The 19233-nt window shown below is 35.4% G+C and carries 18 protein-coding genes; 7 read left to right on the forward strand and 11 right to left on the reverse strand.

The genetic code is table 11. The features are described from left to right. The first annotated feature begins 90 nt into the window (after positions 1-90). The 3 genes from Q1A47_RS09365 (at position 91) to Q1A47_RS09375 (ending at position 2487) form a co-directional block, all read left to right on the forward strand. Complete coding sequence (locus Q1A47_RS09365) at positions 91-645, forward strand: DUF3267 domain-containing protein (RefSeq protein WP_026680580.1); 555 nt, start codon at positions 91-93, stop codon at positions 643-645. 656 nt (positions 646-1301) lie between these two features. Further along, positions 1302-1487 carry a hypothetical protein gene (locus Q1A47_RS09370; RefSeq protein ID WP_026680579.1) on the forward strand — a complete coding sequence of 62 codons (186 nt, stop codon included), beginning with the start codon at positions 1302-1304 and terminating at the stop codon, positions 1485-1487. Between the two features lie 103 nt (positions 1488-1590). Next, entirely contained in the window at positions 1591-2487 is an 897-nt protein-coding gene (locus Q1A47_RS09375; protein WP_166530601.1) for a peptidylprolyl isomerase, read from the forward strand. A 91-nt stretch (positions 2488-2578) separates the two neighbouring features. Here the strand turns inward: Q1A47_RS09375 and Q1A47_RS09380 are convergent, their stop codons facing one another. The 7 genes from Q1A47_RS09380 to Q1A47_RS09410 all read right to left on the reverse strand — a co-directional run bounded on the left by Q1A47_RS09380 (position 2579) and on the right by Q1A47_RS09410 (position 11348). Continuing rightward, a complete protein-coding gene (locus Q1A47_RS09380; RefSeq protein WP_166530600.1) occupies positions 2579-2779 on the reverse strand; it encodes a sporulation YhaL family protein in 201 nt (66 codons plus the stop codon). A gap of 81 nt (positions 2780-2860) precedes the next feature. Then, a complete protein-coding gene (gene yhaM / locus Q1A47_RS09385) occupies positions 2861-3817 on the reverse strand; it encodes a 3'-5' exoribonuclease YhaM (protein ID WP_034678769.1) in 957 nt (318 codons plus the stop codon). A 105-nt stretch (positions 3818-3922) separates the two neighbouring features. Further along, positions 3923-4468, reverse strand: coding sequence for a GbsR/MarR family transcriptional regulator (locus tag Q1A47_RS09390; protein ID WP_026680575.1), 546 nt, complete (start codon positions 4466-4468; stop codon positions 3923-3925). 77 nt (positions 4469-4545) lie between these two features. Next, entirely contained in the window at positions 4546-7488 is a 2943-nt protein-coding gene (locus Q1A47_RS09395) for an AAA family ATPase (protein ID WP_166530599.1), read from the reverse strand. Between the two features lie 9 nt (positions 7489-7497). Beyond that, on the reverse strand, positions 7498-8724 hold the full coding sequence (locus Q1A47_RS09400; RefSeq protein WP_026680573.1) for a DNA repair exonuclease: 1227 nt from the start codon (positions 8722-8724) through the stop codon (positions 7498-7500). A 481-nt stretch (positions 8725-9205) separates the two neighbouring features. Then, the gene (locus Q1A47_RS09405) at positions 9206-10456 is read right to left on the reverse strand and encodes an ABC transporter permease (protein ID WP_026680572.1); all 1251 of its coding nucleotides are present in this window, start codon (positions 10454-10456) and stop codon (positions 9206-9208) included. After that, positions 10449-11348: an ABC transporter ATP-binding protein gene (locus tag Q1A47_RS09410; protein WP_026680571.1), complete on the reverse strand. Its 900-nt coding sequence runs from the start codon at positions 11346-11348 to the stop codon at positions 10449-10451. The genes Q1A47_RS09405 and Q1A47_RS09410 overlap by 8 nt, the downstream gene beginning before the upstream one ends. Before the next feature lie 697 nt (positions 11349-12045). On the opposite strand from Q1A47_RS09410, the gene Q1A47_RS09415 reads away from it, so the two are divergent. Then, entirely contained in the window at positions 12046-12231 is a 186-nt protein-coding gene (locus tag Q1A47_RS09415) for a YhzD family protein (RefSeq protein ID WP_026680570.1), read from the forward strand. Between the two features lie 91 nt (positions 12232-12322). Here the strand turns inward: Q1A47_RS09415 and Q1A47_RS09420 are convergent, their stop codons facing one another. Beyond that, entirely contained in the window at positions 12323-13096 is a 774-nt protein-coding gene (locus tag Q1A47_RS09420; protein WP_121604853.1) for an enoyl-CoA hydratase, read from the reverse strand. Between the two features lie 228 nt (positions 13097-13324). After that, positions 13325-13684, reverse strand: coding sequence for a YlbF family regulator (locus tag Q1A47_RS09425; protein WP_026680568.1), 360 nt, complete (start codon positions 13682-13684; stop codon positions 13325-13327). Positions 13685-13844: 160 nt separating this feature from the next. Here Q1A47_RS09425 and Q1A47_RS09430 point away from each other — a divergent pair, with 160 nt between their 5' ends. Both Q1A47_RS09430 and ugpC read left to right on the forward strand, forming a co-directional pair. After that, on the forward strand, positions 13845-14738 hold the full coding sequence (locus Q1A47_RS09430; protein WP_026680567.1) for a CdaR family transcriptional regulator: 894 nt from the start codon (positions 13845-13847) through the stop codon (positions 14736-14738). Between the two features lie 93 nt (positions 14739-14831). Continuing rightward, on the forward strand, positions 14832-15929 hold the full coding sequence (gene ugpC / locus Q1A47_RS09435; RefSeq protein WP_121604852.1) for an ABC transporter ATP-binding protein: 1098 nt from the start codon (positions 14832-14834) through the stop codon (positions 15927-15929). 63 nt (positions 15930-15992) lie between these two features. On the opposite strand, the gene Q1A47_RS09440 is transcribed toward ugpC, so the two are convergent. Beyond that, positions 15993-16190, reverse strand: coding sequence for an alpha/beta-type small acid-soluble spore protein (locus tag Q1A47_RS09440; protein WP_026680565.1), 198 nt, complete (start codon positions 16188-16190; stop codon positions 15993-15995). A gap of 183 nt (positions 16191-16373) precedes the next feature. Further along, positions 16374-17759, reverse strand: a complete 1386-nt coding sequence (fumC, locus tag Q1A47_RS09445) for a class II fumarate hydratase (protein ID WP_026680564.1) — start codon at positions 17757-17759, stop codon at positions 16374-16376. Between the two features lie 307 nt (positions 17760-18066). Between fumC and Q1A47_RS09450 the strand changes: the two genes are divergently transcribed. Further along, complete coding sequence (locus tag Q1A47_RS09450) at positions 18067-18981, forward strand: zinc dependent phospholipase C family protein (protein ID WP_166530598.1); 915 nt, start codon at positions 18067-18069, stop codon at positions 18979-18981. The last annotated feature ends 252 nt before the right edge of the window (positions 18982-19233 follow it).

Genomic DNA, 19233 nt, shown 5'->3' on the forward strand with positions numbered 1-19233 from the left:
AGTATAAAAAAAGTATTGATTTTTCCCTTTAATCGTACTATCATTCTTGAAGGATAAAAACTTCTAAGAAGCATGATGGAGGGATCAAAAATGAATTGCTGGAAATCAATCAACCTTGCAAAAGAATTTGGCAAAAGTCGTTTGTACCTTGTGTCTTTTTTAACTGCCTTACTCTCATTTATTTTTCTCTATGTACCTATTACATTGGCCCAAGGAACAAATGAAGTGAATGAACAGGGTATTATTCCTTTCCTGCTATTGCTTGTGCTGTTACCGACAGTTCATTCATGTATGCATATACTTCCTTTGATCCTGATGAATAAACGAATAAAAGTAATTTTTAAGATGAAATATAACGTTTTTCCTGTATTTTATTATTATACGAAATATCACTTAACAAAAAAAGCATATTTATTAGTTGCGCTAGCACCTACTATCTTAATTACGATACCTGGGCTAGTTGCAAGCTATTATTTTATCGATTACTCTGTCTATATTATCATATTGACGTCGGCCAATATCGGTATCGCATTTATTGATTTACTTTATGTAGCATATCTTTGGAAAGCACCTAAGCGATCACTAATAGAAAATAGAGAAGATGGTAATGGATTTGATATTTTAATAAGAGCGCATCAACACTAAGATTCTTCTGAGACAAAAGTAAATAAGAAACAATAAAAAAGAACTATAATTAGTTGTGATATTAATTATAGTTCTTTTTTAATTAAAATAAATGATTTAGCATCTGACTCCTGAATAAATGCGTAATCGCCCGATTAGAAACGTAGCGACTGGAGCTAGTCAACGGAGATAAAAGCATCACGGTGTGCTTGCGAGCCGATGATGATTTAGATTAGGGCGATTCGTGAAGTCACCTAGTTTCTGGGCGCCAGAGTTGGAGCACGCCCACATGAACAAATTTTATGATTTCTTATCTTTTGAAAAAGAAGCGCGCTTCTTCTCTGAGTGATGTATTGCTTCCGAAGTCTTCGTAACCCTACGGGAACAGCACAAGTCCGATGACCACTTGTAACTTTTTCCTTTATCAACTTAGTTGAGGCCATCTACGGAAAGCGAGTATATTTCTCAGAATATGGCGATGATACCTATATTAATAAAACGATTATACATATTTATAGTAATTTGTCCCATCCTCTTTCCTTTTTTCTTGAAACTTAGAATATTCTTCTCTGTTCAGAATGTTAATCTTTTGATACAGTAATGAATAGGATATTGTAGAATGTAATTATAGAGGAGAAAAACAAGTTGTTTGTTAAGTACGACAAGGGGGTCCTACGATGAATATTATCTTTCTCTTATATGGATTTATTATATTACTTATTTTTAATTCATTAACGCATCAATTCTGTCTAAAAATGGAAATGGAGACCTTAAAGCAAGGAAAAATGTTTCGAGTTATAAACATTATGGTAACCGTCTTACTTGTGTGTTCCTACGTACGAGTAATGAATGTAATGGTATAAGCACACCCTACTGTTTCATATAAGGCTGTATTTTTTATATCCTAATATGTTATATTTATTGTTAGGGGAGATTATTGTACAAGCAGATTAGGAGTGTTCATGTATGAAGAAAACAGCAATTGCTGTCACATTGACTGCAGGATTATTCACACTTGCAGCATGTAGCTCAGGTGACGATGAAGCGGTCGTGAAAACTAACGCAGGAGATGTGACAAAGGAAGAATTTTACCAAGAATTAAAAGATCGTTATGGTGAAAAGATTCTTCAAGAAATGGTAACTATCGAAGTACTTGAAGATAAGTACGATGTATCCGATGACAAAGTAGATGAAGAAATCAAGAAAATGAAAGACCAGCTTGGTGATCAGTTTGACGCTGCCGTACAACAGCAATTTGGCAGTGAAGACGCATTACGTAGTGTCATCAAAATCAGTCTACTTCAAGAAGCTGCTGTCTCAGAAGATGTAGACATTAAAGAAGAAGAACTAAAAGATCTTTATGAACGAAAAAACACTGAAATTAAAGCACAGCATATCTTAGTAGAAGATGAAAAAACAGCAAAAGAAGTCAAAAAGAAAGTTGATGACGGTGGTGACTTTGCAAAGTTAGCTAAAGAATATTCTACTGATACTGGGAGCGCCGAACAGGGTGGTGACCTTGGTTACTTCTCATCAGGTCAAATGGTACCCGAATTTGAGGATGCTGCTTATAGCATGAAAAAGGGCGAAGTAAGTGATCCAGTTAAAACCCAACATGGTTACCATATCATTAAAGTAAATGATATTCGTGATAAAGAAGAAAGTATTGGGAAATATGAAGATGTAAAAGAAGATTTACGTCGTGAACTATTATCACAAAAAATGGATGCAACAAAAGCGCAAGAGAAAATTGATAATATTCTTAAAGATGCAGACATTGAAGTGAAGATTGATAAATATAAGGATATGTTCGAAAAGGAAGAAGCAAAGGAATCTAAAGAGGATACCGAAGCTAAAGGATAACTTTCAAACTTTAAAGGACTAGTCACAATTCGTGGACTAGTCCTTTTGCATACCATATGTCAAGATTTCTCTGTTAAACAGAAGCCCTTAATTAAGATGTTTCTTTTTCTTGCTCCTGCCTTTGCTTCCTTTCCCTTTCTGCCCGTAAACGATCCATATACACCTTTCCCTCTTTTTCAATAAATTGGTACTCCAATTTTTTCTCGGCATGCATTGCTCGAAATGCCATAAAACCGCTTAGAAAAATAAATATGATCATTACGAATACCCACCAAGGCACTCCTAGTATCATCATTTAGGCCTCCTTGTCCATCTTCTCTACAAAATATATATGAAAAGAACATGAAAAAAATGCCCGTAACTTCATTTCTGTTTATTCTTCAAATAACGGCTTATAGAATGAACGATTGTCCATAGCAAATAGCCGTTCCGTAAATTCCCCTGGATTCACTTTATCAAGTGCCCGATTAAGCATATTCATTTTAGCATCAAATAAATCAATAAGATGCAATATTTCAGCTTCACGAACTAATGGTGGCTTTGGACTCCCCCATTCTGGTTTTCCGTGATGACTTAATACGAGATGCTGTAAGATCACAACCTCCTCTCCCTCAATCTGCATTTCTTTTGCTATCATTCCAATTTCCTCTACCATCATGGGAATATGTCCAAGTAATTTACCTTCGAGCGTATATGTCGTTGTCACAACACCAGACAATTCTTTGACCTTACCAATATCATGGAGGATAATTCCCGCATACAGTAAATCCTTATTCAATTCTGGATATAATTTATGCATTTCTTTCGCAATTGCCAGCATACTCACAATGTGGTGGGCTAAGCCTGATGCATAGTCATGATGATTTTTAGCAGCTGCTGGATAGATGAGTAATGCTTCCTGATACTTCTTTATAAAAGCCCGAACTATTCGTTGTAACGTAGGGTTTTGCATTTCAAATATAGCTTCTGTTAACTTCTCTATTAATCTATCTTTTTCAATAGGTGCTTTTTCTATAAAGTCAGAAACATGTACACCGTCTGTAGGCTGTGCAGGACGTAATGACAAAATTTTCAACTGTGCTTTTCCGCGAAATTGATTCACTTCTCCTGAGACTTTCACTATTTGTTCAGCAATGAAGGTGGCTTCATCTTCTTTTGTACTATCCCAAAGCTTTGCTTCAATCTCTCCCGTTGCGTCGCTTAGTATAAGTGTCAAAAAAGGTTTTCCATTACTTGTTAATCCTTTTGTAGCTTCTCTTATAAGTAGAAATCCATCATAGGAATCGCCAATGGTGACTTGGCCAATTCCTTTTTTAAGGTCACTATTCATTTGATTCTCCCCCTTAGATATTCGTGCCTGTTCTAGATTATCTAAACAAAAAGAGACTGACATTAAATAGCCAAAGCCCATTTATCTGTCAATCTCCGTTGTCCATTAATGTTTTGGAATATAGTCGAAGATCTTTCCGGATTCAATTACCTGAATAAACTTCATTAACCATTCATAATAATTCTGTGCATATCGTAGACGTTCAATATCTTTACTTATTTTATTTTTTAGGTTTTCATCATCTGTCTCTTCATAAATCTTTTCCAATTCCGCAATAGCTTCATCGGCTTCCTCGATGTTTGTCTCTGTATGATGGCGCCAACGGTTACCAAATAATGAAGTAAATGATTTATACCAATCTTCTTCTGATTGATACAAATCCTTTCGTATGCCTTTCTTAAATGTTGATTCAACCATCTTCATATCAGATAATGATCGAACACCTGTAGACATACTTGTTTTACTCATTTCTAAGGCATCGCGCATATCGTCCAACGTCATCGGTTGATCTGCAAAATATAAAACACCGTATAATCTTCCAACAGAAGATGTGATACCATATAAATTCATATTTTTAGCAATGACTTGAATGAATTTTTCTATTGTCTCATCATATAATTCCCAATCTTTTGATACATTTTCCTCTGGCAATGGATGTCCCTCCACCTGCATATATATATAATCTGCAAATAGTTTATCATTATTTGTTAATTAATGCGAACAGAATTTCATAGATGTATATAACTTTTATTTTCTGAAGCTTCAACCATTTCTTTTTTACATGTAAAAACAAGGACTTGCTGCTGTTTAGCAATACGATTTAAAATGTTTATTATACGTTGCGTACGAATAGAATCAAAATGGACAAATGCATCATCTATCATAAACGGTAGTGCATGCCTTTCACTCATACTACTACTAATCGCTAATCGCAAGGAAACATATAACTGATCAATCGTTCCCTGTGATAACTCCTTTATCGTAAAGCGCGTGCCATCATTTCTCTCTACCTTAAACGGAACATCCTGTGATGGAGGATATACTTTTTGATATCGATTTCCGGTCAATTCTGCAAAAAATAATGACGTTTCCTCGATAATTTCGCTCAAATATTTATCGCGGTAAGACCGCTTCGTTCTGAGTAGTAATTCTTTGGCCGTTTTCATAACAGCCCATTTTTTTACTAACTGGTTTAGTTTTTCCTTATCTTGCTCTATAAGATGTATGGAATCTGAATATTCTTCAGACATTTCTATTGAGGTTATCATGGCATTACGATCTGCCAAAGTCTGTCTGCCTTTTTCTAGAGCTTCTTCTAAATTGCTTATGCGTTCTTTTGTTTGCTCTAACTCCATTCGTAAGGAATCTGCATCCATGTCCTCTTGCGTATAATGCTGCCAAGTAGTAGCCTTAAACAAGGCAGAGAGTTGACTTTCCAGCTTTGCTCTGCTATTAGTTAAGGTACGTTTTTCGTCTACTATTTTGGCCTTCTTATAGAAATCCTCCTCTGAATTAACCTCGGCAATTGTAAATAACTTTGCCATTTCTTGTTCATAGGTTTTCATTTTTTCATTCAGATTATATTGATTTTCCATTGTCTCCTGAAGTAGTTGCTGATTAAAGTCTAGTTGCTTTATCGTTTCATCGTTTTCCTCAACGATATGCATAATCCAATCATACTGCTGTTTAATGGGTTTACCTTTCCCATCCCGATTTACTTTTGATAAAAACATTGATATTCTATCTGACATTTTTTCTAATGCTTCTTGATTTTCCGTAATTCTGTCTCTATATTCCTGCAATTGCTTCGACATTCTAATACTATTTTTTAGTTCATGGAAAAATTCCGGCCAGTAAGTCGGATTAATCTCCTGTAAAAAGGGATATTGTTCGTGTTGTTCCTTCATTTGATTTTCGATCCGTTGATATCTTTCCATATGCTGGAACTGTTTTTCTTCCCATTGTAATAAGGATATTTCGGTTGTTTTTAGCTGCTCTTGTAATGACCGAATCTCATTCTTTAACTGCTGTTGCTGTTCAAGCTTACTTTCTAATTCTAAACATTCCTTCTCCGTGACGTTATTACTTGGCTGCGGTTTTTCTGAATGTAGCATATGATCAATTTCAGCTATTGATTTTTTTTGCCAAAACCATTGACCTACACCTGTCATCAACACAAACATAGCAATTACCAAGAATAAATTTCGTTCTATTGTTATTGCGACCAGTAAACAAATCAAAGCTGCTGAAATTGCTGCTAACACAATGTATTTTGCTTTTCTTTCTTTCATTAATTTCTTATACTGCCAGTCTTTACTTCGTTGGTTTTGAACATGGTTTATTTGCTGTAGCATTTCCGAATGCTTAACAGATATCAACTGATGTTGCCATTCATCGATTGTTCTCTCTGGATAAAGATTTTCTCTTCCAGTATCTATTTGATTCCATAAGATCGTTCGCTGTTTGTTAAGTTGGTTACGTTCTATATCTAATTGCTCTTTTTCAAGATCAAGCTTATCCAAGTCGTTTTTTATATGCTTCCAATGCTTTTCTGTGTGAAAGGATAGATGAGTGTTTTGTAAGTCTTCTTCATTTAAAGAAATGTTTAGATTTTCTAACGTTTTTTCAATATGTAGCTGTTGCTTTTGTAATGCAACCTGCAGTCTGTTATTTTCTTGTTGGTACGCTTCATAAGAAGCTTTATCCGCTAATAAATCCTTTGCTTCCTGTATAATAACTTCGTTTACTTTTCTCTCCTCTAATGAATGAATCGTTTCGGATAACCGACGTATATTTTCATGTGAAACTGCATTTTCACTTTTAAGTGGTAGTAACAACTCTTTTTGCTTTTCCAATCTCTCTCTGCCACTCTCCGGAAAAGCTAACACTTCAGGTAAGTGTTGTAACCGTTCCATAACTGCTTGATATTCCTGAATAATTGGCCAAGCATGATGCTTCTTTTCCAACTTAATTCGCTTTGCCGTTTCTTGTTCTAAATCAATTCGAAGCGCCTGTAGTTCCTTTTCTATTTGCTGAGCTTCTAATTTCTTATTTCGATAGGAACCTTCCGATTTTTTCCATTTATCTAAACGTTCTTGCATTTGCTGTAAATTACTTAATTGCTGGTTAATCGCTGGTTTTTTGCCGTATGGTTTATATAACTCACCTATTTTAGAATCCAATTGCTTCTCAACGGTATACAAATTCGTAGAGCCCGTCATACCAATGCCTAAAATAACATCCCCCAGATCATCTTCTTTCATCGTTGTTATAGTAGCTAAATCATTTGCAGAAAATGAAAAGATTGATTGGTAGATAGCATAATTCATTCCTTTTAAACGTTCTTTTAACCATTGCTCCTCTTCTTCATTGCCATCAGCAGTGTAACAAACAGCAGCACCATTTCGTACTTCATGAAATCGCTCAATAGTAAATCGTACTCCCTTATCAACAACGGTAAGTCTTCCCCCCATTTTCCCACTCGTTTTTGGTCGATAAAACTCTCGTTGCTTAGGTGGTAAACCAAAAAGCATAAAAAGAATGAAAGTATGTAAGGTTGATTTGCCTGATTCGTTTTCTCCATAAATATACGTTACCTGTTGGTTTGAAAAATCGATCGTATCGTCTACCCATTTACCAAAGCCAAATATGGTAGCTTGTTCAAATTTCACGCTCTTCCCTCATTCCTTTAATAGCTCATAAATAAGTAATTCTTTAACAGCTGTTTTCAATGCCATCTCTTCTTCTATTGTTAATCGTTCCACAAATTTACGAGCACGTTTCTGTTGATATATTTCGGCAATAAACGGTTGAATGGATTGATTGTCAATTTCATAGAGTAATTCACTAATGAAATGATCTCCCTTGTATAATTCTCGATCAAAGCTAGCTACCTTTTTACTCACGCTATATCGAAAAATATAACTCCAAACCGATGATTGTATCGTTGCCTCATTTATTAACTCCATCATTTCTTCCATCCTACCATCCTGTTGCCATTTAGTTATTCGTTGATCCGTACTTATTAAAGTTAAATCAATTAATTGTGGTGTTGAATAGGTAAGATTATTTACATGCTCCATTAATACCGATTCCACTTCATGTACGGAATTACATGGGGATACATTAACAACAAGTGGATTAATTTGAATGGCTTGCAGTGGAATGAAAGCCAGATCAGTCGTTCCTTCATTTAATACAACATGATAACAACCTTTCATCCCTGTTTCTTTTCGATTTCTGCCTTGGATATTTCCAGGATAGACTATTGCAGGAGTTTCTTTTAAAATTTGTCGTTTATGGATATGACCAAGCGCCCAATAATCGAAGTGCCTTTCAGATAGTTCTTGTACTTGAAATGGCGCATACCTGTCATGTTCTGTATTACTTTGAACACTTCCATGTAGCATTGCGATATGAAATGGAACTGAAGTATCGGTTATTTGAAATTCATTTACTTTATTTGCTACTACAGCACGATTCTCATAACTAAAACCGTAAATCAAAGCTAATACCTCTCCATTTCGTTGGTACGGAAAAGGTTGAACCTCTTCCTTTGAAAATATATATACATTATCGGGATAGGCTACAGGATGTTTATTCCCATTTATGTAATCATGATTTCCATAAGACATGTAAACATAAATTTCATGATTCTGTAATTTTTCAAATGCTTTCTTTAATCGTATTTGAGCTTTTAAACTTTGTTTTTCATTATCAAACAAATCTCCAACGATTAACACGAAATCAACACGTTGATTAATAGCGGCTTGTACTAAGTTATCTAATGCTACAAATGTACTCTCCCTCACCTCTTTAAATATAGGGTCAGGTGTATTTGCTAATCCTTTAAACGGACTATCCAAATGCAAGTCAGCAGCATGAATAAACGATAATTGCTTTGACATATAAATTCCTCCATCTTTCTTCATTTTAGCAAACAACCGAATAGAATGCACGTTCGATTAATTACATACAAAAAGATAGCTGTCCGTATAATCAAGCAATTTCTGCTGCTTACAAAGCTTTTCAAGATGGCAAACGATTTGTTAGCTTACCGTCTTAATGAATAACGAGCGTATGAACCCCCGGCATAGCCAGGGGTTTTCTAACATGAACAAAAGCGTAACCGCCCTGTTAGCAACGTAGCAACTGAAGCGAGTCAACGGAGATTAAGGAGCACGGTGTGCTTGCGAGCCGATGATGACTTATCGTCAGGGCGATTCGTGAAGTTACCTCGTTTCTGGGCGCCGGAGCTGGACGCGGCTCAACAGGCCCATATTTATCCACATGGGCTAATTTTATAATTTCCTGGACTATAAAAAAACTTGTAGAAAACGTAAAGGTTTTCTACAAGTAAAGGTCTATCAATAGGCAAACGATTAACATTTATTCTTTTTTTGATAGCGCGATTGCCTTTTTAAAATCTTTTAAAGAGCTGGATCGACCGTACATCAGCACTCCGCCTTTATAAACTTTTGCACCTAGTAATGCTAATAATACTATCGTGGCTACAAGTATACCGATAGATAAAGCTACCTCCCAAACAGGTATATCAAGCATTCCAACTCTTAAAAACATAATTATAGGTGAGAAAAATGGTATGAACGATGTAATTTGTACTAAACTCGACTCTGGCATACTTAATCCATAGATTGCGATAAAGAAAGCAATCATGATTAAAAAAGTCATCGGCATAATTAACTGCTGTGCATCTTCAATCCTACTCACCAATGAACCAAGCATAGCTGCAAGGGTTCCATAGAGTAAATACCCTAAGATAAAAAATACAATGGCATACACGTAAATAGATATAGACATGTCACCAATTCCAAAATACGTGAAGACTCCCTCCGTAAGCTCATCTTGCTTTGAACGAATTTGTGTATAACCGACTACGAGCAGTAAACCAATTTGAGTCAATCCCAACAATGCGATTCCAATAATTTTAGCAAACATATGAGTGACTGGTGACGCACTTGAGATTAAAATTTCCATCACCCTTGACGATTTCTCTGTCGCTACGTCAGTAGCTATCATGTTTCCATACATGATGACTGCCATATATAATACGAACATCATCACATAAACAATTCCCCGTGCTTGATTTAACTCTTCATCTGTCTTTGCCGTTTTATCTAGTGCAACTGTTTGAAAGGATACCGGGGCATTAATCTCCGCTAATGTAGCTGCATCAATCTCTGCTTGTTCCGTCGCATAGGATACCTTCAATTGCTGGAGTTGTTGCTCTATAAACAGCTGATTTCCTGTTTCCGATACATTATTTGCATAATAGGTCGCTTCGGGTAATTGCTTTTTATTGATCGATAAATTTATAAATGCCTTATATTCCTCATTCTGTACTGCCTGCTTTGCTTCTTCTACCGTTCCATTATAGGAAGTTAGTTCAACTTTTTCATTCGATTGTTCTACAAGCTCATTCAACGGTTCAAAAAGTTCATTGGAATCATCGATAACGACTATCTGATCTGCTTTATCATTAGAGAACATGTCTATAATGGACTGAATATTCACCAGGCCAATAATTAATAGTAACGAAAGTAAGGTGGTAATAATAAATGACTTTGTTTTTATTCGAGTCATATATGTGTGTCCAAGGATAATCCAGAACTTATTCATAAGACGCACCCACTTTCTCTATGAAAATATCATTTAACGAAGGTTCTTCTAATTCAAATTTACGAATAAATCCTTTTCCTTGCAGCGCTTGAAATATATCCTGCGAAATTGCTTCACTTTCTATTTGTAAGCGGCAACCTTCCATTACATTCTTATAGGTCACCACTCCAGGAAAACTTTGCAGAAAATCCAATGGAAACGATGCATGAATAATTAAATTTTTCCTACCATATGAGCGTTTAATATCCTGTAATGACCCTTGAACAACCTGCTTTCCTTTATGAAGAATGCAGAGATGCTCACATAGCTCTTCCACATGCTCCATGCGATGAGAAGAAAATACTATAGATGTTCCCTTGTCTTTTAAATCGATTACTGCTTCTTTAAGCATTTCAACATTGACCGGATCAAGTCCAGAAAACGGTTCATCTAAAATAACTAATTTAGGTTGATGAATGATGGATGAGATGAATTGAATTTTTTGCTGATTACCTTTGGATAGCTCTTCCACCTTCTTATTCATGTATTCTGGTATCTTGAATCGTTCAAGCCATCCCGTTAGTTTATCTACTACTTCAATTTTTTTCATACCACGAAGCTTTCCTAAATAAATAAGCTGGTCTTTAACGGTTAGCTTTGGATATAGTCCTCTTTCTTCTGGGAGATACCCTATTAAATGACTTTTATCATAATGTATGGCTTCACCATTCCAAGAAATATTTCCTTCTGTTCGATCTAATAAGCCTAATATCATTCGAAATGTTGTCGTCTTACCTGCACCATTTCCCCCAAGGAAGCCGAACATTTCCTTTTCAGGGATCTCTAAAGAAAGTGCGTCTACAGCCGTATGTGAGCCAAATCGCTTTGTCACATCTTCTATTTTTAGCGTCATTAAAATCCTTCCCCCTTTTCTTTAATCTGTACTACGATCCAAATGGTTAATTGTTTCATTTTAGCCTGAGCTTTTGCTACGAAAGCAGAAACGTAATGTGCAACATCCTACGAATAACATGACTATAAACCAAGAGAAAATATATATTACATGCTATCCTAAAGCCTTGCCTTAAGTTGATTAGTTTCTTGTAATAGTGAAAATTCAATCAATTGGGGATTTGGTTTATCCCCCTATATTGGTTTCACATGATTGCTTCAAGTAAGAACCTTAATGCCATATGTGGAATAACACTCTGTACCAAATAGATATCAGAGTCCTGCTCGATTAGCGAGAAATCCTCCTTTAACACCTATCATCCCTATCAAATATAAAATTCAATCAAATATCTTCGCAAGTAGTAATAATAAACTTAATTTCACCTTTCTCTCTTAAAATATTTGCTCATCGGGAAACTTGTGACTTTTATACTAAATCCACCCTACGTAACCGCTAATCCTCCCGTTTTTCTCGGATCTATGTTTTCAAAGTTAGCTATTTCACCTTATAATAAGGTAAAATTTACACACAGTATACATACGAATCTTTTAAATTATCAAGTCTACTTACACGTTAAAGAAAAGGGGTTTTAATGAAGGAATTTACGCAGTCCTGTCGAATATATATAAGTAAGTTACTTCAAGGAGGAGCATATGTTATGAGAAACTATACACTAACTGTATTTAACCGTTCAGGTGAAAAGCTATTGGATGAAACATATACCGCCGCTAGTGATGATGAAGCAAAAGAAATTGGAACAGCTAAACTAGAAGAGGGAGGTTACCTTGAATATACACATCGCTGTGTTACTCCAGAGGCTAAATTAATATTATTTCATCGATAAATTCCCGCCGTTTTTTCTTCAAAGATCCATAAGCTCTGTTTTCACAACGAAACCGATTTTCTATAACTAGAAAGTCGGTTTCAACCTGTACTTATTTCCCTTTAAATACCGGTTTTCGTTTCTCCAAAAAGGCTTTAACCCCCTCCTGATGATCTTCCGTGTTTCGTAGTTCCCATTGCGATTGCTTCTCTTCTTCTAAATAATAACGTAATACTTCCTTTTGCTTGGAATGATATATCATTTTGGTTTGCAGCATGGCAGCTAATGGTGTTTCTAATAGTTGATTGGCCAACTTAGTCGCATGAGGCATCGCTTTATCCTCTGCTGTAATGTCAACCAACCCCATTTGTTTTGCCTTTATCCCATCCACTTGTTTTAATCCCCAAATAAATTGCTTTGCTTGCTGTGTACCAAGCCGTTCCTGTAACCAAAAATGACCACCGCCATCAGGTACAAGTCCTACACCAATAAATAGCATGCCTAATTTTGCCTCTTTCTGTGCAACAACAAAGTCAGCAGTTAAAGCAATACTTAAACCCAATCCAGCTACCGATCCATGTATAGATGAAATAATAATTTTAGGCATCATATATAGTTTCAATACAATTTGTTCAATCATTTCCATAATATTATCAAAGTACGATTTATCTGAAAAACCCTTCATCATTGAAATATCTCCACCAGAGCAAAACGCATTTCCTTCTCCTGAAAGAATCACAATTGCATCATCATTTTTTTCAACTTCTTTTATAGTTTGTAACAGTTCTTCCAACATTTCTTCATTTAGTGCATTATAACGTGCTGCCCTGTTGAAGTAAATATATGAAATGCAATCTCTACTTTCGTATATAATCGTGTCTCCCATCTTCTTTACCCCTTTCTGATTTCTATATGTAACCATTCGCTAATATCTACCGATTATCCTGCTTTTAGCAATATTACTTTAATTTTTAAATGGAAAGGAATTTCAGTAAAAGGAGTTTCATGTTTGCTCACCGTTTTAAAAGCTTGGATGCTAACAGTTTAATTAATAAACGTCAAAGAGCGTAGAAAAATACACTTTTTCTACGCTCTACATGCAGCTTTTAACTTATTATTCGTTTTTATCCTCTGATGTACCATAGAGTTCTTCTAAAGGTTTTGTAATAATTCTGCTCACATCATTAATAACTAGATTAAGGCGTTGCTCCTCTTCCATTAATTTAGATATATCTTGATGCTGCTGAACTAATTCAACAACTTGTCTTGCTTTTTCAACTTCTTCTTCAGTAATTTCTTGTCCCTGCATTTGTTTCTCTTGCAAGGCCATTTGAGTATCACGAAAATTATCAAACATCTGCTTTGCAGATGGGTCATTCATTACTGCATCATAGGCAGTTTTTAAGCTCTTAAATTCTTCACTTTCTCGAATTGCTTTTTCTAAATCATAAGCACTATCATAAATATTGGGCAAGACAAATCCTCCTTCATATTTCTTACTCTCATTTACTATAACAAACGAAATACGTCGTGTATAGCGTTTCAAATTTTGCAGTCAATTCAATTATTTATTTTTAAATAATTTTTCGACTGTTATAATAAAAAAAAGCACTGAAGAAAATGAGGGTTTGCCAATGATTGAACAACTAAAAAATATTTTCCCTTCTCTTATTGTCGATAGTGAAGAAAAAGGTTATGTTAGTGAAACCTATCAATGGTTTTTAACACATAATGGGGAAAAAATCGGCATTGCTAAGCAGGAACTATCGGAAAAAGATGGTCGATTAATGCGTACATTTTTAACACCGTATCAAGGACCACCTCTCACTAAAAAGGAAAAAGTATGGAAGCAAATCATTGATCAAAATTTCACGGAAGCTCCTACTTCAATTACTTCTCCCTATCGCTTTGTTTACTTTTCTATGAATAAAAACCAGATAAATCCGGGAGTATTTAAAGAGTCAATACAAACATTGTTCGACTATTCCGTTCCCATCATATGGGAAAACGAACATGAAGGTATTCTTATCGAAGAGAAGCCCATCATAGCAGAGGAGAGTATATCTTACGAACAGATTATTGATATATTAATGAGTGATTTATACGTTAATATTCACTTCTTTGTTGGTCCATATTCCAAGAATTATAAAGATGCTAAGCATCAGTATAAGAGCTTGTTAACCTATGCTAATAGGATATTAACCTATACAGATAAATCGGTAATAAGCTACAAAGAAGCAATTCCTCACATTCTGGTTGGCTTCTCAGATCAAGCATTCAGAGAATATATCGCTGAAACGATTCTACAGGAATTCACCGATGACACCGACTTATTACAGACTATTCACACCTTCCTTCAATGTAATTTAAATGTTTCTGTTGCTGCGAAGGAGTTATATATGCATCGAAACAGCCTGCAATATCGGTTGGATAAATTTATTGAAAAGACTGGTATCGATATTCGGCAATTTCACCAAGCCACAACTGTATATTTAGCATTACTAGCAAATATGCACAAAGAAGATTAATATCTTTGTGCATGTTTGCTGTTTCTATTTGTCCAGGCTTTTTTTATACTATAACTAATTAAACGTTTACAAAAATAAAGGAGGAATAGAGCAATGGCAGAACTTCGTTTAGAGCACATTCAAAAATCGTACGATAAAAAGACGATTGCCGTAGACGACTTTAACCTACATATTCAAGATAAAGAATTTATTGTTTTTGTTGGACCTTCTGGTTGTGGTAAATCTACAACCTTACGAATGATTGCTGGTCTTGAAGAGATAACCGATGGTGAATTATACATCGATGATAAAAAAATGAATGATGTGGCTCCAAAAGATCGGGATATTGCTATGGTGTTCCAAAACTATGCATTATATCCACATATGAATGTATACGATAATATGGCTTTCGGTTTAAAATTACGTAAATTCAAGAAGGATGAAATTGAGAAACGTGTTAAGAATGCTGCAAATATTCTCGGCCTTGAAGCTTATTTAGATCGTAAACCAAAAGCATTATCAGGTGGGCAACGTCAACGTGTAGCACTTGGTCGTGCAATTGTCCGTGATGCCAAGGTGTTCTTAATGGACGAACCATTATCAAACTTAGATGCTAAATTACGTGTACAAATGCGTGCAGAGATTCAAAAGCTCCATCAAAGACTGCAAACAACAACCATCTACGTAACCCATGACCAGACAGAAGCGATGACTATGGCAACACGCCTTGTTGTAATGAAGGATGGAATTATCCAACAAATCGGAGCTCCTAAAGATGTTTATGATAACCCTGATAATGTTTTTGTCGGTGGATTCATTGGATCTCCATCTATGAACTTCTTCACTGGAAAACTAAATGGAAATACTGTGGAAGTCGGAGAAACGAAAATAGAAATACCTGAAGGAAAGCTTAAAATATTACGAGACCAAGGTTACGAAGATAAAGAAATCACTTTAGGTATCCGTCCAGAAGATATCCACGATGAACCAGTATTTATTGAATCATCACCAAACACTAAAATAACAGCTAACATTGAAGTGGCTGATTTGATGGGTGCTGAGACGTACCTCTATTCTAAAATAGGAGAGCAGGATTTCATTGCACGTATCGATTCTCGTACAGATATAAATGTTGGCGAAAATATTGAGCTTGCCTTTGATATGAACAAAGCCCACTTTTTTGACATTGAAACAGAGCTTCGTATTCGTTAAATTTTATATATACTAAAATTGCGGGGAAGCCAATTGGCTTCCCCGTCTTTTCCACCATTATTATTAAGCTTTTGGTCCTAGTTGTTGTTGAGCAGTTTGAACAAGTCTTTTAGTGATTTCTCCACCAACTGACCCGTTTGAACGAGAAGTAGAATCAGGACCTAAAGTCACACCAAATTCTTGAGCAATTTCATATTTCATTTGATCAAGAGCTTGTTGTACTCCAGGAACAACTAATTGGTTTGAACTGTTGTTAGCCATGTTTATCACCTCCTGTAATCATAGTGTGAGCAGATTACAAAAAACTTATCATAAGTTTTCACTGGTAAATTGTAGATTTGTTGGCAAGCATATAATTAACATAATAATTTTTCATAGATAAAAATAACTGCCGAGAAAATTTTTCTCGGCAGCCTAAAGGTTGCTGATGAAACAGTATGCATTTTATTTTGGATACGTCATTTCTTTCGGATTCACATATTGATCAAATTCTTCTTCAGTAAGCAACCCTAATTCAACAGCTGTTTCTTTTAATGTAGCATTGTCCTTAAATGCTTTTTTAGCAATTTTTGCTGCATTCTCATAACCGATATGTGGGTTAAGTGCTGTCACTAGCATTAATGAATCTTTTAGATTTTTATCGATTTGCTCCAAATTTGGTTCGATTCCCTTGGCACAGCGCTCATCAAATGAAAGTATACTATCTGATAGAATTTGACAAGATTGAAGGAAATTATAAGCAATAACTGGCTTAAACACATTCAACTCAAAATTACCTTGACTTGCAGCAAAACCAATCGTTGCATCATTTCCCATTACCTGAGCTACTACCATTGTAACTGCTTCACTTTGTGTTGGATTTACTTTTCCAGGCATAATCGAGCTTCCAGGTTCATTTGCCGGTATAGTGATCTCGCCAATTCCACAACGAGGTCCACTTGCAAGCCACCGAACATCATTTGCAATTTTCATCATATCCGCCGCTAATCCTTTTAAAGCTCCATGCGCATATACCGTTTCGTCATGACTTGTTAATGCATGGAATTTATTTGGTGCAGAAACAAAATTTTTACCTGTATAGGTATTAATTGCTGCACAAACACGTTCAGAGAACTCAGGATGAGCATTTAAGCCTGTCCCAACAGCAGTACCACCAATAGCAAGCTCCTTGATATGCTGAACACTTTCTTTAATCATAGCTTCTGATTTTTCTAGCATACGATGCCAACCACTAATTTCCTGTCCCAATGTTAATGGTGTAGCATCTTGTAAATGGGTACGCCCGATTTTAACAATATCCTTGTAGGTTTCCATTTTTGAGCGGAAGGTATCTTTCAATGTCTTAATAGCTGGTAACACCGTATCTTCCAATTTCATAACAGACGCAATATGCATTGCTGTAGGATACGTATCATTGGAGCTTTGTGATTTATTAACATCATCATTCGGGTGCAATGTTAACTCACTTTTCTGCTCACTTAACCACTTATTGCCGACATAGGCAATAACTTCATTTACATTCATATTAGATTGTGTTCCACTACCTGTTTGCCAAACAACTAAAGGAAAGTGCTCACTAATTTCCCCACTAATAATTTGTTCTGCTGCAAAATTGATTGCTTCCGCTTTTTTTTCATCTAATAAACCTAATTCCATATTTGCATGGGCAGCACTCTTTTTCAAAATAGCAAACGCTTTAATTATTTCCGTCGGCATTTTTTCATTACCAATTGGGAAATTTTGCTTACTTCGTTGTGTTTGAGCACCCCAATATTTATCAGCAGGTACTTGAATTTCACCTATTGTATCTTTTTCTATACGATAATCCATTACGCTTTCCTCCCTATGTAGATTCATTCATATAACCTCCTTCTATTGTATCAGAAAATTGACAGATGAAAATATATAGAATGTACGGATTTTCAACCAAGTTGACAAATTTACTTGTTCTTTTTGTACTGACACAAAATTGTACGCGTTTATGGTTCCAATCCATCTAGCTTTTCTTTTATAATATGTAAGATAGGAAACGATAGTTAAAGTGTGGGAAGACATAGTTTTTCATTCATCATATCTAAAACGATTTCGAAAGCAGAACAGAAGTCTTCTAAAACATTACATAAAGGAGGATTTCGTTATGCCAAATATATGGACACATATACTCTTTTGTGAGGACGTGGCAGATGCTGTAACCCAAACTTATCCATTTTCTAATTACGAAGCATATATGAAACTTGGTGCACAGGGTCCAGACCCTTTTTTCTATTATAATTTCTGGCCAGGAATGAAGAAGGAGCATATACAGAATATCGGAAATGCTCTTCATACAAGGCATTGTGGGGACTTTCTCATTGACTTGCTAATGGAAGCTGGAAAAATGAATGCAAAAGCAAAAGCGTATGTTTTCGGATTTGTCACTCATCATATCTTGGATAGAAATACTCATCCATATATCCATTATCGAGCTGGGTATGAAGAAAATAAACATCAAAAGCTTGAAGTTCTGATTGACACCATAATGATGGAAAAATATCATAATTTAAAAACATGGAAAGCACCAGTTTATAAAGAAATAGATGTCGGTATGTCTCTGGATAGAAACATTAGCTTGCTTTTGTATAACACGATTGAAAAGCACTTTCCTGAGCTAAATCGCCATTCGTCATCATATATTCATAAATCTTATCGCCATATGAAGTTAGCTTTAAAGGTATTATCTGATCCTCATGGGTGGAAGAATACAATTTTAAAATCTTTTATATCCCCTTTTTCACATCAGCCTATCAAGGAAAATACAGATTATCTTAATTTGAATCAAAAAACTTGGTATCACCCAGCTACAAAAAAGCCGAGCAACCAAAGCTTTCTTGATCTATACCGGCAAGCAAGAATGGAAGGTATTGATATCTTAACCCTTGTATATGATTATTGGAAAACAAATGATTTCAAATATGTAACCTTGTTAACTGAAAAGATTGGCAATATTTCTTATGATACAGGCGAGCCATTACATTTAGAATTAGAAAATAGATATTGTGAACCGATTGTCTAAGAATAGTGCTTAAAAATAAGCGCCCAAATCACATTAAAAGCTGGTATAGCTATCGAATCCAGTGGTCCTTTAAATATACCTCCGTTTTCGTAACTTGTTAGCAATATCTCCTTAAAGTATGTACACAAGGCTGAGATATAACGAAAACGGTTCATTTTGAAGATTAAGAAAAACTGAGCAAAATTCGCTCAGTCCTTATCACTACATGCTCAGATTTACGCTTCCTCTAGTAGCTATTATGGAATAATAGCT

Origin of the sequence: uncultured Virgibacillus sp. (assembly GCF_947495635.1) — a bacterium.
GTDB lineage: Bacteria > Bacillota > Bacilli > Bacillales > Amphibacillaceae > Virgibacillus > Virgibacillus salarius.

Bases quoted from the DNA above. Each gene is read 5' to 3' on its own strand.
- Q1A47_RS09365 (WP_026680580.1), top strand. From the start codon at position 91: ATGAATTGCTGGAAATCAATCAACCTTGCAAAAGAATTTGGCAAAAGT.
- Q1A47_RS09420 (WP_121604853.1), bottom strand. From the start codon at position 13,096: ATGGGAGACACGATTATATACGAAAGTAGAGATTGCATTTCATATATT.
- Q1A47_RS09400 (WP_026680573.1), bottom strand. From the start codon at position 8,724: ATGTCAAAGCAATTATCGTTTATTCATGCTGCTGACTTGCATTTGGAT.
- Q1A47_RS09430 (WP_026680567.1), top strand. From the start codon at position 13,845: ATGATTGAACAACTAAAAAATATTTTCCCTTCTCTTATTGTCGATAGT.
- Q1A47_RS09380 (WP_166530600.1), bottom strand. From the start codon at position 2,779: ATGATACTAGGAGTGCCTTGGTGGGTATTCGTAATGATCATATTTATT.
- Q1A47_RS09370 (WP_026680579.1), top strand. From the start codon at position 1,302: ATGAATATTATCTTTCTCTTATATGGATTTATTATATTACTTATTTTT.
- yhaM (WP_034678769.1), bottom strand. From the start codon at position 3,817: ATGAATAGTGACCTTAAAAAAGGAATTGGCCAAGTCACCATTGGCGAT.
- Q1A47_RS09375 (WP_166530601.1), top strand. From the start codon at position 1,591: ATGAAGAAAACAGCAATTGCTGTCACATTGACTGCAGGATTATTCACA.
- Q1A47_RS09450 (WP_166530598.1), top strand. From the start codon at position 18,067: ATGCCAAATATATGGACACATATACTCTTTTGTGAGGACGTGGCAGAT.
- Q1A47_RS09440 (WP_026680565.1), bottom strand. From the start codon at position 16,190: ATGGCTAACAACAGTTCAAACCAATTAGTTGTTCCTGGAGTACAACAA.
- ugpC (WP_121604852.1), top strand. From the start codon at position 14,832: ATGGCAGAACTTCGTTTAGAGCACATTCAAAAATCGTACGATAAAAAG.
- Q1A47_RS09405 (WP_026680572.1), bottom strand. From the start codon at position 10,456: ATGAATAAGTTCTGGATTATCCTTGGACACACATATATGACTCGAATA.
- fumC (WP_026680564.1), bottom strand. From the start codon at position 17,759: ATGGATTATCGTATAGAAAAAGATACAATAGGTGAAATTCAAGTACCT.
- Q1A47_RS09410 (WP_026680571.1), bottom strand. From the start codon at position 11,348: ATGACGCTAAAAATAGAAGATGTGACAAAGCGATTTGGCTCACATACG.
- Q1A47_RS09415 (WP_026680570.1), top strand. From the start codon at position 12,046: ATGAGAAACTATACACTAACTGTATTTAACCGTTCAGGTGAAAAGCTA.